Below are 14,593 nucleotides of genomic sequence, written 5' to 3' on the forward strand. Positions count from 1 at the left end.
ACATAGGGATTTTCCGCTCAATTAAACTGTCGTTTTATCGTTATTCTATAAAACCCATTTCATTTTTCGCATTAAATCAAGGAACAAAATTTAAAATAAAAAAAATCCAGAGATGCCGCTCCACATAGCATCTCTGGATTTTTCCTTGCAAGATTCTTCTTTTTACTCCATCTCCTGATCTCCAAAAAGTCGTTCTAGTTCTTCATATACATCCTCTTCTTCATAAAACTCCATGTGTTTAGATATCTCTTTAAGCTTTCCCATGCACTCATTCAATATCTCGCTCATCTTTTCATATATAACTAAATTCGCGTCTATATCATGTGGACAATTATATTCATAATCTTGTACCATATCAGATAATTCTTCAAACGTTTTTATCATACAAGATTTGTTATCCTCAACCTCTTTCGGAAAATGTAGTTTTATAATAAGCTCTAACTTCTCTTTTTCCAACCCTAACCTACGGTTCATTTCTAAAGATCGTATGCCTCTGATTATAATCTCCTTTAAAACTTCATCTCCAGCTTTCATCACCGAATCATCTAGGGAATCTAGCCACCAGCCATCTTCTCTTGCTGCCTCGTCTAAAGCTCGTGCCATAAAGTTTTTAAATAACTGCACACCTTCTTTCTTTTCAAATAATAGAAGTAGATCAAAAAAAGCCGCATTTTGCGCTGTTATGTTTGTTTTAGCCCCCAATTTCAAATCGTGATCTACAAGTTCCGTTCCAAGAATCACTCTTAACCTAGCTACAAGCCTCTCATTCACCCTCTTTAGTCCATTTCCAACATCTGGCACATCCTCCCACGCATCTTCTTCTTTTTGTTTAGCATTCAATTTTTCTTGCCATTCTACATCAGTCTCGTCATCGTCTGGCACACTCTCTATTCCAGCCTCCGATGCCCATTTCTTTCTACAATACTGATGGAATGTTATGCAGGTATTATCTTTTGCCGCCTGTTCGTATTTTAAAATAACTTTTTCCTTCTTCTGTTCAAGCTTCTTAATCTCTTTCGACGCTTTGAGTTTCGCCCTGTGTTTAGCTCTATTTTGCTTAACCAATTCGATATAGGCATTTTTCTCATCCATTGACCTGTCCTCCTAAAGTAAAACCTCCCCGGCAAAACCATTCAGTTTCACCGGGGAGATTTATCATACGCTTATCTTCCCATGTTTTGCACGATTAGTGCATCTTCATGCAACAATCTTACTTTCTGGGATTTTTAATGGCAGCCTGAGCGGCAGCCAGACGTGCGATAGGCACACGGAAGGGAGAGCAGCTGACATAGTCCAGACCGACATTGTGGCAGAACTCCACGCTCGTGGGGTCGCCGCCGTGCTCGCCGCAGATGCCCAGACCCAGATCAGGACGGGTCTCGCGGCCGTCGTGGGCAGCCATCTTGACCAGCTTGCCAACGCCGATCTGATCCAGATGCTGGAACGGATCGCTCTCGTAGATCTTGTTCTCGTAGTATGCGCCCAGGAACTTGGCGGCATCATCACGGCTGAAGCCGAAGGTCATCTGGGTCAGGTCGTTGGTGCCGAAGCTGAAGAACTCGGCTTCCTTGGCGATCTCGCCGGCAGTCAGGGCTGCACGGGGGATCTCGATCATGGTACCGACCTGATACTTCATCTCAACGCCTGCAGCAGCGATCAGCTCGTCGGCGACCTTGACCACAACGTCCTTGACGAACTTCAGCTCCTTGACCTCGCCGACCAGCGGGATCATGATGTGCGGGGTGATCATATAGCCGGTCTCAGCAGAGACGTTCAGAGCTGCCTTGATGACAGCGCGGGTCTGCATAGCTGCGATCTCGGGGTAGGTGACAGCCAGACGGCAGCCACGGTGGCCCATCATGGGGTTGAACTCGTGCAGAGAAGCGACGACGTTCTTCAGATCATCGAAGGTCATGCCCATATCGGCAGCCAGCTCCTTGATGTCCTCGTCCTTGGTGGGCAGGAACTCGTGCAGAGGCGGATCCAGATAACGAATGGTCATCGGGCGCTCACCCATGATGCGGTACATGGCCTCGAAGTCACCCTGCTGGAACGGCTCGACCTTGGCCAGAGCAGCTTCGCGCTCTTCCACGGTACGTGCGCAGATCATCTCACGCACAGCCTTGATGCGATCCTCGGCGAAGAACATGTGCTCGGTACGGCACAGGCCGATGCCCTCAGCACCCAGATCCACTGCCTGCTGTGCGTCGCGCGGGTTATCAGCGTTGGTCATGACCAGCAGCTGACGAGCAGCGTCTGCCCAGCCCATGAAGCGGTTGAAGTTCTTATTGCCGGTAGCGGCCACGGTAGCGACCTGCTCGCCGTAAATGTTGCCGGTAGAGCCGTCGATGGAGATCCAGTCGCCCTCGGCAAACTTGTGGCCATTGATTTCGAAGGTCTTTGCTTCCTCGTCGATCTTGACCTCGTTGTCATTGCCGCAGCCAGAGACACAGCAGGTGCCCATACCACGGGCAACAACAGCTGCGTGGCTGGTCATGCCGCCGCGGACGGTCAGGATGCCCTGAGACACCTGCATGCCCACGATGTCCTCGGGGCTGGTCTCCAGACGGACCAGAACGACCTTCTTCATCTTACCGGACTTGACCATCTCCTCTGCCTCTTCAGCAGTAAAGACGATCTGGCCGCAGGCAGAACCGGGAGAAGCTGCCAGACCCTTGCCGACGACCTCGGCGGCCTTCAGGGCAGCGGCATCGAACTGGGGATGCAGCAGGGTATCCAGCTGCTTGGGCTCCACGCGCAGGACAGCTTCCTGCTCGGTGATCATGCCCTCGTCCACCAGATCACATGCGATCTGCAGAGCAGCCTGAGCGGTACGCTTGCCGTTACGGGTCTGCAGCATGTACAGGTGGCCGTCCTCGATGGTGAACTCCATATCCTGCATATCGCGGAAGTAGTTCTCCAGACGGGTCGCGATCTCAACGAACTGATCGTACACCTCAGGCATCTGATCCTTCAGGTGGCTGATGGGAGAAGGAGTGCGCACGCCGGCCACAACGTCCTCGCCCTGTGCATTGATCAGGTACTCGCCCATCAGCTTCTTAGCGCCGGTGGCGGGGTCACGGGTGAATGCAACGCCGGTGCCGGAGCGGTCGCCAGAGTTGCCGAATGCCATCTGCTGCACGTTGACAGCGGTGCCCCACTCGTAGGGGATCTCGTTCATCTTACGATAGACATTTGCGCGGGGGTTGTCCCAGCTGCGGAAGACGGCCTTGACAGCCTCGATCAGCTGATCACGGGGATCCTGCGGGAAGGGACGGCCTTCGTTCTCCTCATAGATCTTCTTGAAGGTGCCGACCAGTTCCTTCAGGTCATCAGCAGTCAGGTCCACGTCGTTCTTGACGCCCTTGGCTTCCTTCATCTTGTCGATCTCGACCTCGAACAGGCTCTTCGGGACCATCATAACGACGTCCGCGAACATCTGCACAAAGCGGCGGTAGCAGTCGTATGCAAAACGGGCGTTGCCGGTCTTCTTTGCCAGACCCTCAACAGCCTCGTCGTTCAGGCCCAGGTTCAGGATGGTGTCCATCATGCCGGGCATGGACTGACGTGCGCCGGAACGGACGGAGACCAGCAGGGGGTTCTGGTTATCGCCGAACTTCTTGCCGGTGATCTCTTCCAGACCCTTGAGGTGCTCAAAGATATCAGCAGTGATCTCGTCATTGATCTGACGGCCGTCTGCATAATACTGGGTGCAGGCGTCGGTGGTGATGGTGAAACCCTGCGGCACCGGCATACCGGCTGCGGTCATTTCTGCCAGACCAGCACCCTTGCCGCCCAGAGTATTCTTCATGGTGACTTTGTCGCCGCCGAAAGCATCATTGCCTTCGCTGAAGTAGTACAGATACTTTTTGCTCATGCGTTGTTTACCTCCCATTCGTGACTGCAGCACAGCCGCACCGCAGTCTCATCGTTTGCCTTGTCTTAAAAACTCGACCGATGAACATTGTTTGTGAATGCTAAACTATTATACCAGAAAATCCATTCCTTTCCACCATGCAAAATCCCGAATTTGTCTGTTATTTTTTATGCAAATCCCTTGAAATTTGCCAAGTTTTAAGGTAGTATAAAATGGGAGAAAGTTCGAGAGGTTTTTTGTTTTCTGACGCGGATTATCCGTCTGTTGGATACAACTTTCTATCCCTGTAATTTCAGCTTTTCTTTTTTGTCGGCGCAAAGCTTCTGTTGTATCCATCTTTGGATATGGATGCATCATTTTTCCGGGTCAGGCCTTATCATCCACCCGCCGGGAGCCGCCGTGCCGGAAGGGAGATCTATCGTATGGAAAATTCTGTTTCTTCTGCTGCGCTGAATGCAGCGCGTGAGCAGCTGGATGCCGCCGAAGCCGCCCGCGAGGTCATTCTGCTGCAGCACATCGCAAACGGCGTGATCATCGACAGCCGCACCGTGCAGATCGCACCGGACGTGGTCATCGCCCCGGGTGCCGTCATTCTGGCCGGTACCATCCTGCGCGGCAGAACGGTCATCGGTGCGGGCTGCATCATCGGCCCCAACACCCTCATCGAGGACAGCATCGTAGACGAGGGCAGCACCGTCAACGCCAGTCAGGTGTACAGCAGCCACATCGGTCCTCACAACAACATCGGCCCCTTCACCCATGTGCGGGTGAACACCGTCACCGACTACGGCGTGCATCTGGGTGCATACGTGGAGACCAAGAACTCCAACTTTGCCCGGGGCAACACGGTGAGCCACCTGACCTATATCGGCGACAGCGATGTGGGCAAGTACTGCAACTTCGGCTGCGGCACCGTCACCTGCAACTACGACGGCAAGGATAAGTTCCGCACCCAGATCGGCGATTACTGCTTCATCGGCTGCAACACGAACCTTGTAGCCCCCGTGAAGGTGGGCGATGGTGCCTACACCGCCGCCGGCAGCACCATCACCAAGGACGTGCCCGCACAGGCGCTGGGCATCGCCCGGGAGCGCCAGACCAATCTGGAGGGCTGGGCAGAACCCAAGATGGAAGCCTACATTGCCAAAAAAAAGAAGCTGGAAGACGAGCAGAGCAAGTAAGCTGTCCGTTTTTCGCGTACAGACCGCTGCACAGGATGGCCCTGCGCGGCGGTTTTTGTTTGCAGGTGCATCTTTTTCGCTTATAATGTATATCTTTTTGCACGCGCGTATGTTATACTTAGGACTTGCATCGGACAATTTATCACAAAAAGGAAAATATAACACTCATGCATACAAATGACATCTGGCTGATCGCCGGTCTTGGCAACCCGGAAACAAAATACGACGGCACCCGCCACAATGCGGGCTATGCCGCGCTGGACTATCTGGCCGACAAGTGGGGCATTTCGGTCAGCAAAGCCAAATTTGAAGGCCTGTGGGGTCAGGGCGAAGTGGACGGCCACAAGGTGGTGCTGCTCAAGCCCCTGACCTACATGAACCTTTCGGGCGACTCCATCGCCCCCACGGCGGGCTTTTTCAAGATTCCTGCCGACCACGTCATCGTTCTGTGCGACGATATCACCCAGAACCCCGGCAAGCTGCGCATCCGGCCCTCCGGCTCCGCAGGCGGACATAACGGCCTGAAGAGCATCATCGCCCGCTTGGGCGGGGAGAACTTCCCCCGCATCCGCATCGGCGTGGGTGCCAAGCCCCACCCGGACTACGACCTTGCCGCGTGGGTGCTGGGCAAGTTCCCGGCAGAGGATGCCAAGGCTCTGAGCGGCCGCTACCCTGATCTGGAAGCCGCCGCAAAGCTCATCATGGACGGCAAGCTGAGTCTGGCACAGAGCAAATATAACGGGTAAAGCGGAACGAACCCTCTCAGTCGCCTGACGGCGACAGCTCCCCCGAGGGGGGAGCTTTTCCGCATCACCCCATAAACTTTCCCTTAAATGATAAACGAAATCTCTTTGTCAAAAGCTCCCCCTTTCGGGGGAGCTGGCATCGCGCCAGCGATGACTGAGAGGGTTTCGAGAAAGGAGGTTTTTCCATGTACGAAGCCTTACTCAAGGCCACACCGGAATATCAGAAGATTGCGGCCAGCTTTGCACAGCCCGGCCCGGCAGCGCTGTTCGGTCTGCCGCCCGCAGGCCGTGCCCTGCTGTACGCCGCGCTGCAAAAAGACCTTGGCCGGGTGCTGTGCATCGTGACCCCCGGCGAGGCCGAGGCCACCCACTTTGCGGACGACCTCAAGGCGTTGGGCCTTTCTGCCGCCGTGTTCCCGCCCCGGGACTTTATGCTGCGCCCAGTGGAGGGCGCGGGCCGCGAGTACGAGTACCGCCGCCTTTCGGTGCTGGGCTCCCTTGCAGGCGGGCGGCTGAACGCGGTCTGCGTGCCCGCCGAAGCGCTGTTGCAGTACACCGTGCCCCGGGATGAATTTTTAAAGAACACTCTTACCCTCAAACCCGGCATGGTGTACAACCGTGAGGGGCTTGTGGCCCGGCTGTTCGCCGCCGGGTATGTGCGGCGCAGTCAGGTGGACGGCCCGGGACAGTTCAGTGTGCGCGGCGATATCGTGGATATCTATGCGCCGGATATGCGCCAGCCTGCCCGCGTGGAGTACTGGGACGACGAGATCGATTCCATTTCTTCCTTCGACCTGCTCACCCAGCGGCGGGACAGCGCACTGGAAAAGATCTATCTTTCCCCTGCCCGCGAGGTGCTGTTCGGCGATACCGCCGAGACTGCCGAGGCCCTGCGTGCCGCCATCAAAAAGGCACGCGGCCGGCACCGCACCGCACTGGAAAAGGCCACGGAAGCCGACCTTGCTCAGCTGGACTCCGGCCTGATGCCGGAAGCCATGGATAAATACTACGGCCTGCGCTATCCGAGCCCGGCCACCCTGCTGGATCATCTGGACACACCGCTGTTCATTCTGGACGAGGTGGGCGGCATCCGGGATGCCCAGAAGGCCACCGAGTTCCGTCGCAGCGAAGAGCTGACCGGCCTGTTGGAAGAGGGTGTGCTCTGCCCCGGGCTGGATGTACTCTACCAGACCATGGACGACCTTGCCGCTGCCGCCCAGAAGCAGAGCACCCTGCTGTGCGAGAACTTCCTGCGCGGCATGAACGAATTTAAGCTGAAAGACCTCATCAACGCCGAGGCCTTTGCCGCCCCCAACTGGAACGGCGACCTTGTCTCCCTGCGGGAAGACCTTGACCCGCTCATTGCGCAGGGCTATGCCGTCACCCTGTTTTCCGGAACGCCCAAGGGTGCCGCCGCCCTCACCCGCGACCTTGCCGACAAGGGCTACTCCGTGAGCATGAGCCGGGATGTGCGGCCCACAAAAGGCATCGTACAGGTGCTGCCGGGCCATCTGACCGCCGGGTGCACCTTTCCGTTTGCCCATGCGGCAGTGCTGTCCAGCCGCAGGCACGGTCTGGAGGAAGAGACCGCCGCCGAGACCAAAAAGCGCAAAAAGAACAAGAACGCTCTTTCCAGCCTTTCGGACATCAAGCCCGGGGACTATGTGGTGCACCAGAGCCACGGCATCGGCATGTATGCGGGCATCCAGCGGCTGGAAGTGCAGGGTGCCACGAAAGATTACCTGAAGGTGCAGTACTCCGGCTCGGACGTGCTGTATGTTCCGGTGACCCAGCTGGACCTGCTGAGCCGCTACACCGCCCCCGGCGACGAGGAAAAGGTAAAGCTGGCAAAGCTGGGCGGTGCCGAGTGGCAGCGCACCCGCGCCAAGGTAAAAAAAGCCACCGAGGAAATGGCGCAGGAACTGATCGAGCTCTACGCCCGCCGCCGTCAGGCCACGGGCTACGCCTTCCCGCCGGACGGCGACTGGCAGCGGGACTTTGAGACCCGCTTTGACTACGACGAGACCGACGACCAGCTGAACGCCACCGCCGAGATCAAGCAGGACATGGAAAAGGGCTGGCCCATGGACCGCCTGCTGTGCGGCGACGTGGGCGTGGGCAAGACCGAAGTGGCCCTGCGCGCCGCCTTCAAGTGCGTGATGGGCGGCAAGCAGTGCGCCATTCTTGCCCCCACCACCCTGCTGGCGTGGCAGCACTACAACACCATCCTCTCCCGCATGGAAGCATTTCCCGTGAAGGTGGAGATGATGTCCCGCTTCCGCACCGCAAAACAGCAGAAGGAGACCCTCCGGGGCCTGCAGTCGGGCAGTGTGGACATCGTGGTGGGCACCCACCGGCTGCTGTCCAAGGACGTGAAGTTCCATGATCTCGGCCTTGTCATCATCGATGAGGAGCAGCGCTTCGGCGTCAAGCACAAGGAAAAGCTCAAGGAGAACTTCATCGGGGTGGACATGCTCACCCTTTCGGCTACCCCCATCCCCCGCACGCTGAACATGGCCATGAGCGGAATCCGGGACCTTTCCACCATCGAGCAGCCGCCCATCGAGCGGCAGCCCGTGGAGACCTTTGTGCTGGAATACAACGACGTGATCCTTGCCGAAGCCATGAAGAAGGAGCTTGCCCGGGGCGGGCAGGTGTACTACCTGCACAACCGGGTGGACAACATCGAAGCCTGCGCCGCCCATGTGAGCAAGCTGGTACCCGGCGCACGCATCGGCATTGCCCACGGCAAGATGACCGAGGAAGAGCTGAACCCCGTGTGGCAACATCTGCTGAACGGCGAGATCGATATTCTGGTGTGCACCACCCTCATCGAGACCGGCATCGACGTGCGCAACTGCAACACCCTCATCATCGAGGATGCCGACCGCATGGGCCTTGCCCAGCTGTACCAGATAAGAGGCCGGGTGGGCCGCTCCGGCCGCAAGGCCTATGCCTACTTCACTTTCCGGCGGGACAAGACCCTGACCGATATCGCCCAGAAGCGGCTCTCCGCTATCCGGGAGTTCACGGCCTTCGGCTCCGGCTTCCGCATCGCCATGCGGGACCTGCAAATCCGCGGTGCGGGCAGTCTTCTGGGCCACAGTCAGCACGGCCACATGGAGGCCGTGGGCTACGACCTCTACGTGAAGATGCTGGGGCAGGCCATCGCCCGGGCCAAGGGCGAACCTGTCCGGCGGGACAAGAGTGAATGCCTTGTGGACCTGCGGGTGGATGCCTTCATCCCGGAGAAATATATCGCAGACGGCCCGGGCCGCATTGAAGCTTACAAGCGCATTGCCGCCATCCAGACGGCAGAGGATGCCGCCGATGTGCTGGACGAGCTCATCGACCGCTACGGAGACCCGCCGCCCTCGGTGAGCGATCTGGTCAACGTGTCGCTGGTACGCGTGCAGGCCAGCACTGTGGGCGTGACCGAAGTGACCCAGAAAAAGGACACCCTCACCCTGCAGCTGGAAAGTCTGGATCTGCCCATGATCCGGGGCCTGCTGGTGGCCTTCAATGGCCGCGTCACCGCCGGTGCAGGCAACCGGCCCTATCTCTCGGTCACGCTTCAGCCCGACGAAAAGCCGCTGGAGCTGCTGCAAAGCATCCTCAAGGCGATGGCCGAGATCCTTGCCTCCGCCGAGCAAAAACAAACATCATAGGAGCATTGCCATGAAAAAGAAACTTCTCGCGCTGATCTGCGCACTTGCACTGGTGTTCAGCCTTGTGGGCTGCACCATTTCCGCCCCGGACACCGTGGGCAGCATCGGTGATTTTGAGATCACCTCCGGCATGTATCTACTGGCACAGTACGGTGCTTACCAGCAGGCCGCCCAGCTTGCCGGCACCGATCAGGACACCACCGACGTAAAAGCCTTCCTGAAAGAGACCATCACCACCGACTCTGACAGCGGCGAGACCGCAGTTGTGAGCGACTATGTGGCCCAGAAAACGCAGGAAACGTTGGAAACGCTGGCCGCTGTGGATGCCCGCTTCAAGGCGCTGGGCGGTGAGCTGACCGACGAGCAGATCGCCACTGCCGACCGTTATGCCCAGCAGATGATGGACCAGTACGGCGACACCTACACCGCCAACGGCATCGGCCTGGAGACCGTCAAGGCATATGAACGTCTGCAGGTGGAGCACACCGCCCTGCTGGATATGGTCTACGGCCCGGACGGCGAGGCCCCGGTGGAGGACGACGAGCTGACCAGCCATCTGGACGACAGCATGTATGAGATCTGCTACATCAGCATCCCGCTGTACAATACCAGCACCTACGCCTTTGCGGACGATGACCAGAAGGCCGAGATGCTCAAGCTGGCACAGGCCGCTGCCGACAGCGTCAACGCCGCAGGCGGCGAGACGGTCTCGGATCAGGTGAGTGTCCTGCATGAGGCCGCACAGAATGCCCTGCCGGACATCTACGCTGTGCTGGACAGCGAAACTTCCGACGACAGCGCCAGCGTCCAGACCGAGCTGCTGACCGAGAGCGATGTTGCTTCGGCCTTTACGCAGGATGGCGCAGCCGATGCTCTGCGCAGCCTTTCCTACGGCGAAGCCGCTGCCGTGCAGATCAACAGCTACACCCTGCTCCTGATGGTGCGTGTAGACCCGCTGAGCGTTTCCTCGCTGGACGACCTGCGCAGCCAGATCCTGAGCGATATGAAGGGCGGCGAGCTGGACGACGCACTGGCCGCAGGCGGTGCAGAGCTGGCACACGATCTGGACAGCTCTGCCATGAACAAGCTGCCCGCCAAAAAGATCGTGAACAACAGCGCCAACAACTGAGAGCTGCTGTAACATAAAACTCCCTCAGTCATCGCTGCGTGATGACTGAGGGAGTTTTTTCTTTTACCGCGTCACTTTTGCGAACTCTGCGGCAAGGGCAGCATTCACCGAGCGGACGGCATTGGCATCCGGCTTGATCTCGGCCCGGTCATAGGTGAACAGACCGTTCACCTCATCTTCCACATCCGTCAGCTGGGTGTACACCAGCGCCGAGAGTCCTTTTTTGAGCTGCGGCAGCACCGTGCCCAATTGCAGCTTTTTGCAGCGGGCGGTCAGGTCTGCGCGGCTCTTGGCCGTGCCGTAGCCGTAGGTTTTGCCCGGTGCTTCGTGCCCCGGCATGGGCCATGCAATACCGCCGTATTCACTCAAGGCCACGGTACGGCTTCCGGGCTTTACATGCAGCGGATAGAAATAGTTGTGGATGGAGCACACATCTCCGCCGCCCTGATCATACCAACCGCTGGCCTCGTCCACAAGGCGGGTATCGTCCAGCGTGCGGATGGCCTGCACTGCCCCGGCCGCATCAAACTGGCCCCAGCCTTCGTTGAAGGGCACCCAGCAGCCGATGCACGGATGGCAGCGCAGGGCTTCCACGGTGGCTTGCAACTCTTTGCGGTATGTTTCCCGGCTGGATGCTTTTCCGCGGCTCAGCAGGCCCCAGAGCGGCTCTGCGTCGGGCAGGCGGCGCACAAGGGGCTGCAGCACATTGGTCAGGTAGGTGACGAACCACAGGTTGTATCTGCTGCCGCCGTTCACCATGTCCTGCCAGACCACAAGGCCCAGCCTGTCGCAGTGGTAGTACCAGCGCTGCGGCTCGATCTTGGCGTGCTTGCGCAGCAGGTTGAATCCCAGCGCTTTCACCTCGCTCAGCTCCCGCTCCACCGCCGCATCGGAAGGCGGGGTATACAGGCCCTGCGGCCAGTAGCCCTGGTCCAGCAGGCCGTTGAGCAGGATGGGCTTTCCGTTCAGGCAGAAGCGCAGCACGCCCCGCGCATCCGGCTCACAGCTCCACTTGCGCAGGGCAAAGTAGCTGTGCACGGTGTCGAACTGCTCCTCCCCTCCCTGCGTGGTACCCACGGTCAGGTCATACAAAAACGGGGTATCCGGGCTCCACGGAAAGAAATGTTCCTCCGGGATGTTCAGCGTCACCTCGCCGTCCCGGTCCGCTTCGTCGCTGCCCCAGTCCTCGGCAATGGTCACGCCCCCGGCCCGCACCACGGCCCACAGGTTCACCGCACCGCCGGGCATGGAAGTATGGGCTTTCACGGTCACGGTGCGGGCATCGTAGTCCGGCGTGACCGTGAGCGACTGGATGTAGTTTTCCGGCACACGCTCCATCCAGACCGTCTGCCAGATGCCGCTCTGGGCCGGATAGAACATGCCGCCGGGCTTCAGGGTCTGCTTGCCCCGTGCCTGCGTGCCGCTGTCCGTAGGGTCCTGCACAGCCACCCACAGGCTGTTGCGGCCCGTATCGTTGAGCTGGGCGGTGACATCCAGTGTGAAGGGCCAGTAGCCGCCCCGATGGCCACCCACCAGATGGCCGTTCACCTGCACCGCACAGGCATCGTCCACCGCGCCGAAGTGCAGCAGCACCCGACCCCCTTCTCCCGGAGGGGGAGCAAAGGTGCAGTGGTAGTGCAGCCACTGGCCGGGCTGCAGGGTGCGGCCCACGCCGGAGGCCTTTGTTTCCGGAGAGTAGGGCACCAGAATGCTGCCGTCCCACGCAGCGGGGTATTCTGCTGTCTGAGTAATGGCGTACTTCCACAGGCCGTTCAGGTTCTCATAGCTGTCCCGGCGCATAGCCGGGCGAGGATATTCCGGGAGTGGGTGCATGGTTTCACCGCCTTTGATTTGTTGGTTTCATTCTAGCACAGGGCGGGTGGCTTGTATAGACTGAGCAGCAACGATTTGGAACTGCCGCCGCGTTCGCTTTGGACGAGTTGTGGCACCCAGCGTCTGCTGCGGCCCTTGAGCGGGCCTTGCATCCTGCTGGCCACGGCCCCACGCGATTACGCTCTGCACCGGAAGCATTTTCCACATACAAAAAGGCTACTGCACCAAATGGCGCAGCAGCCTTTGTTTTTGCAATGATAAAACAGAAAACCAGAAGTCAGAGCTTACTCTTCGTCCTCGCCCTCATCCTCGTCGTCTTCGTCATCATCGTCCTCTTTCGGCTTATAGAAGATGCCGCTCAGGAGGATGCTGATGAAGTACAGCAGCACCATGGGGCCGGCCACCATGCACTGAGACACGATATCCGGCGGGGTGACAACGGCCGCGATAAAGAAGATGATCACGATGGCAACGCCGCGCACCTGCTTGAGCAGCTGCGGGTTGATAATGCCCATCTTGGACAGGATGATGGTGATCAGAGGCATCTCAAACACGCAGCCAAAAATGATGAACATGGTCAAGCAGAGGTTGACATAGCTCTCGATACTGGTGGTGGTCTGGATGTACTCGGCACCCTCGATGCCGGTGCTGAGGAAACGCAGCATGAAGGGCATCATGAGCTTGTAGGCGAACAGCACGCCCACGCAGAACAGGATAAGGCCCAGCAGCATGACCAGCTTGAAGAAGGTGCTCTCGCTCCGTTTCAGACCCGGCCTTGCAAATGCATAGATGTGGTAGAACGCCACCGGCACAGTGACCACCACGCCTGCCAGAATGGAGACGCGGAAATACTGCATCAGCTTTTCCTGCGGGGCAATGGAAACAAACTCGTAATAGTCGCGGCCCATGGCAGTGAGCAGATCGATCAGACGGTCGGCGTATGCCAGCGAGACCACAACACCCACCACGAACACCACCGCGCAGATGATCAGCCTGTTCCGCAGTTCTTTCAGATGGCCGGTCAGCGTCATGCTGCCGTCCTCTGCCATGACTTCGGCTTTTTTCTTTTTGCGCTTAACGTTCGTAGCCACAATTACTCCTCGTCTTCGTCCTTCTTGGAAACCTGCTTCTCGGTCTTCTCCTCGGAATCATCGGAACCTTCCTCGTCCTCCATGCCCTTCTTGAAGCCGTTGATGGTCTTGCCGAACATCTTGCCCAGCTTCGGCAGGTTCTTGGGTCCAAAGATCAGCAGAGCGACGACCAGGATGATCAGCAGTTCGTTAGTACCAATACGCATAATAAAAATCTCCTTTTTACTTTGCCGCGCCGCGTGGCGGGCTTATTGCATGTATCAGGCAACCGCGGGCGCGGGTGCATCCAGTAAGTAATCAGTCCTTCGGCAGAACATCATTCTGACGAGGGTCTTCCTCCACCGGCTCGGCCGCAGGAGCAGCCTCGGCAGCTTCCTGTGCGGGAGCCGCTTCTGCAGCAGGCTCGGCCTTTTCCTCTGCGGGTGCAGCGGCAGGCTCAGCCTTTTCAACCGGGGCGGCGGGTTCTTCGGCCTTCTCGGCAGGTGCAGTGGTCTCCTCAGCGGGAGCGCTCTCCTCTGCCTTGGCGGCAGATGCAGCGTCCTCTTCCAGCTCTTCCACCGGCTCCTCGGTCAGCTCGGTCACTTCCTCGGCGGCTTCTGCCTTGGCCGCTTCCTCCTTGCTGGTCTTGCCGATACCGGTAAAGCTCTTGGTCACATCCTTGACGCTGTTGTCGATATCCTTCTTGATATCGGTCAGCGGGGCAACAGCTTCCTTCAGGGGAGCCTGGATTTCATTCAGCGGCTCCACAACGTTCTTCTGGATCTCCTCAGAAGCAGCGCCGGTGTACTTTTTCAGTTCACGCAGCATCTTGCCGATCTTCTTTGCGTAGACGGGCAACTGATCCGGGCCGATGAACACGAACGCCACGATCACGATGACGACAAGTTCCCAAAAACCAATTTTCATACTAACTCGTTTCCTTTCCTGTGCGGCGGGACGTTTTCCGGGGCCGACGCACCTGCTTTGCAGTGCGTGCCGCGAACCGTTCTTTGCCCTGTTCTTCGTCCGCTTCCGTGGGAGTTCGGCGCTCTTTGCGCCTGTGTTGCCCTACTTATACCGAAAAGTGGT

10 protein-coding genes are annotated in these 14,593 nt (G+C 58.1%); 4 read left to right on the forward strand and 6 right to left on the reverse strand.

What is annotated here, in order from left to right:
• Positions 1-162: 162 nt before the first annotated feature.
• Positions 163-1,092: a hypothetical protein gene (locus MTP41_RS06350; protein WP_097777175.1), complete on the reverse strand. Its 930-nt coding sequence runs from the start codon at positions 1,090-1,092 to the stop codon at positions 163-165.
• A gap of 118 nt (positions 1,093-1,210) precedes the next feature.
• Positions 1,211-3,877 carry a pyruvate, phosphate dikinase gene (gene ppdK / locus MTP41_RS06355; RefSeq protein WP_097777174.1) on the reverse strand — a complete coding sequence of 889 codons (2,667 nt, stop codon included), beginning with the start codon at positions 3,875-3,877 and terminating at the stop codon, positions 1,211-1,213.
• 422 nt (positions 3,878-4,299) lie between these two features.
• On the opposite strand from ppdK, the gene MTP41_RS06360 reads away from it, so the two are divergent.
• The 4 genes from MTP41_RS06360 (at position 4,300) to MTP41_RS06375 (ending at position 10,601) form a co-directional block, all read left to right on the forward strand.
• On the forward strand, positions 4,300-5,058 hold the full coding sequence (locus MTP41_RS06360; protein WP_097781281.1) for a UDP-N-acetylglucosamine diphosphorylase: 759 nt from the start codon (positions 4,300-4,302) through the stop codon (positions 5,056-5,058).
• Positions 5,059-5,225: 167 nt separating this feature from the next.
• Positions 5,226-5,804, forward strand: coding sequence for an aminoacyl-tRNA hydrolase (gene pth / locus MTP41_RS06365; RefSeq protein ID WP_249236445.1), 579 nt, complete (start codon positions 5,226-5,228; stop codon positions 5,802-5,804).
• Between the two features lie 185 nt (positions 5,805-5,989).
• The gene (gene mfd / locus MTP41_RS06370) at positions 5,990-9,472 is read left to right on the forward strand and encodes a transcription-repair coupling factor (RefSeq protein WP_249236446.1); all 3,483 of its coding nucleotides are present in this window, start codon (positions 5,990-5,992) and stop codon (positions 9,470-9,472) included.
• A gap of 10 nt (positions 9,473-9,482) precedes the next feature.
• Positions 9,483-10,601 carry a foldase gene (locus MTP41_RS06375; RefSeq protein ID WP_249236447.1) on the forward strand — a complete coding sequence of 373 codons (1,119 nt, stop codon included), beginning with the start codon at positions 9,483-9,485 and terminating at the stop codon, positions 10,599-10,601.
• 63 nt (positions 10,602-10,664) lie between these two features.
• On the opposite strand, the gene MTP41_RS06380 is transcribed toward MTP41_RS06375, so the two are convergent.
• The 4 genes from MTP41_RS06380 to MTP41_RS06395 all read right to left on the reverse strand — a co-directional run bounded on the left by MTP41_RS06380 (position 10,665) and on the right by MTP41_RS06395 (position 14,431).
• Complete coding sequence (locus MTP41_RS06380; RefSeq protein WP_154256348.1) at positions 10,665-12,434, reverse strand: glycoside hydrolase family 2 protein; 1,770 nt, start codon at positions 12,432-12,434, stop codon at positions 10,665-10,667.
• A gap of 284 nt (positions 12,435-12,718) precedes the next feature.
• Entirely contained in the window at positions 12,719-13,525 is an 807-nt protein-coding gene (gene tatC / locus MTP41_RS06385) for a twin-arginine translocase subunit TatC (protein ID WP_120079805.1), read from the reverse strand.
• Positions 13,526-13,527: 2 nt separating this feature from the next.
• The gene (tatA, locus tag MTP41_RS06390; protein WP_005937852.1) at positions 13,528-13,731 is read right to left on the reverse strand and encodes a twin-arginine translocase TatA/TatE family subunit; all 204 of its coding nucleotides are present in this window, start codon (positions 13,729-13,731) and stop codon (positions 13,528-13,530) included.
• Positions 13,732-13,822: 91 nt separating this feature from the next.
• Positions 13,823-14,431 carry a Sec-independent protein translocase subunit TatA/TatB gene (locus tag MTP41_RS06395; protein ID WP_249236448.1) on the reverse strand — a complete coding sequence of 203 codons (609 nt, stop codon included), beginning with the start codon at positions 14,429-14,431 and terminating at the stop codon, positions 13,823-13,825.
• Between the last annotated feature and the right edge of the window lie 162 nt (positions 14,432-14,593).

Source organism: Faecalibacterium sp. I4-3-84 (genome assembly GCF_023347255.1).
GTDB classification, from domain to species: domain Bacteria; phylum Bacillota; class Clostridia; order Oscillospirales; family Ruminococcaceae; genus Faecalibacterium; species Faecalibacterium taiwanense.

What these genes read in the sequence shown, in the direction of transcription:
- MTP41_RS06350 (WP_097777175.1), bottom strand. Translation starts at nt 1,092, where the DNA reads ATGGATGAGAAAAATGCCTATATCGAATTGGTTAAGCAAAATAGAGCT.
- MTP41_RS06380 (WP_154256348.1), bottom strand. Translation starts at nt 12,434, where the DNA reads ATGCACCCACTCCCGGAATATCCTCGCCCGGCTATGCGCCGGGACAGC.
- tatA (WP_005937852.1), bottom strand. Translation starts at nt 13,731, where the DNA reads ATGCGTATTGGTACTAACGAACTGCTGATCATCCTGGTCGTCGCTCTG.
- MTP41_RS06360 (WP_097781281.1), top strand. Translation starts at nt 4,300, where the DNA reads ATGGAAAATTCTGTTTCTTCTGCTGCGCTGAATGCAGCGCGTGAGCAG.
- pth (WP_249236445.1), top strand. Translation starts at nt 5,226, where the DNA reads ATGCATACAAATGACATCTGGCTGATCGCCGGTCTTGGCAACCCGGAA.
- ppdK (WP_097777174.1), bottom strand. Translation starts at nt 3,877, where the DNA reads ATGAGCAAAAAGTATCTGTACTACTTCAGCGAAGGCAATGATGCTTTC.
- mfd (WP_249236446.1), top strand. Translation starts at nt 5,990, where the DNA reads ATGTACGAAGCCTTACTCAAGGCCACACCGGAATATCAGAAGATTGCG.
- MTP41_RS06375 (WP_249236447.1), top strand. Translation starts at nt 9,483, where the DNA reads ATGAAAAAGAAACTTCTCGCGCTGATCTGCGCACTTGCACTGGTGTTC.
- MTP41_RS06395 (WP_249236448.1), bottom strand. Translation starts at nt 14,431, where the DNA reads ATGAAAATTGGTTTTTGGGAACTTGTCGTCATCGTGATCGTGGCGTTC.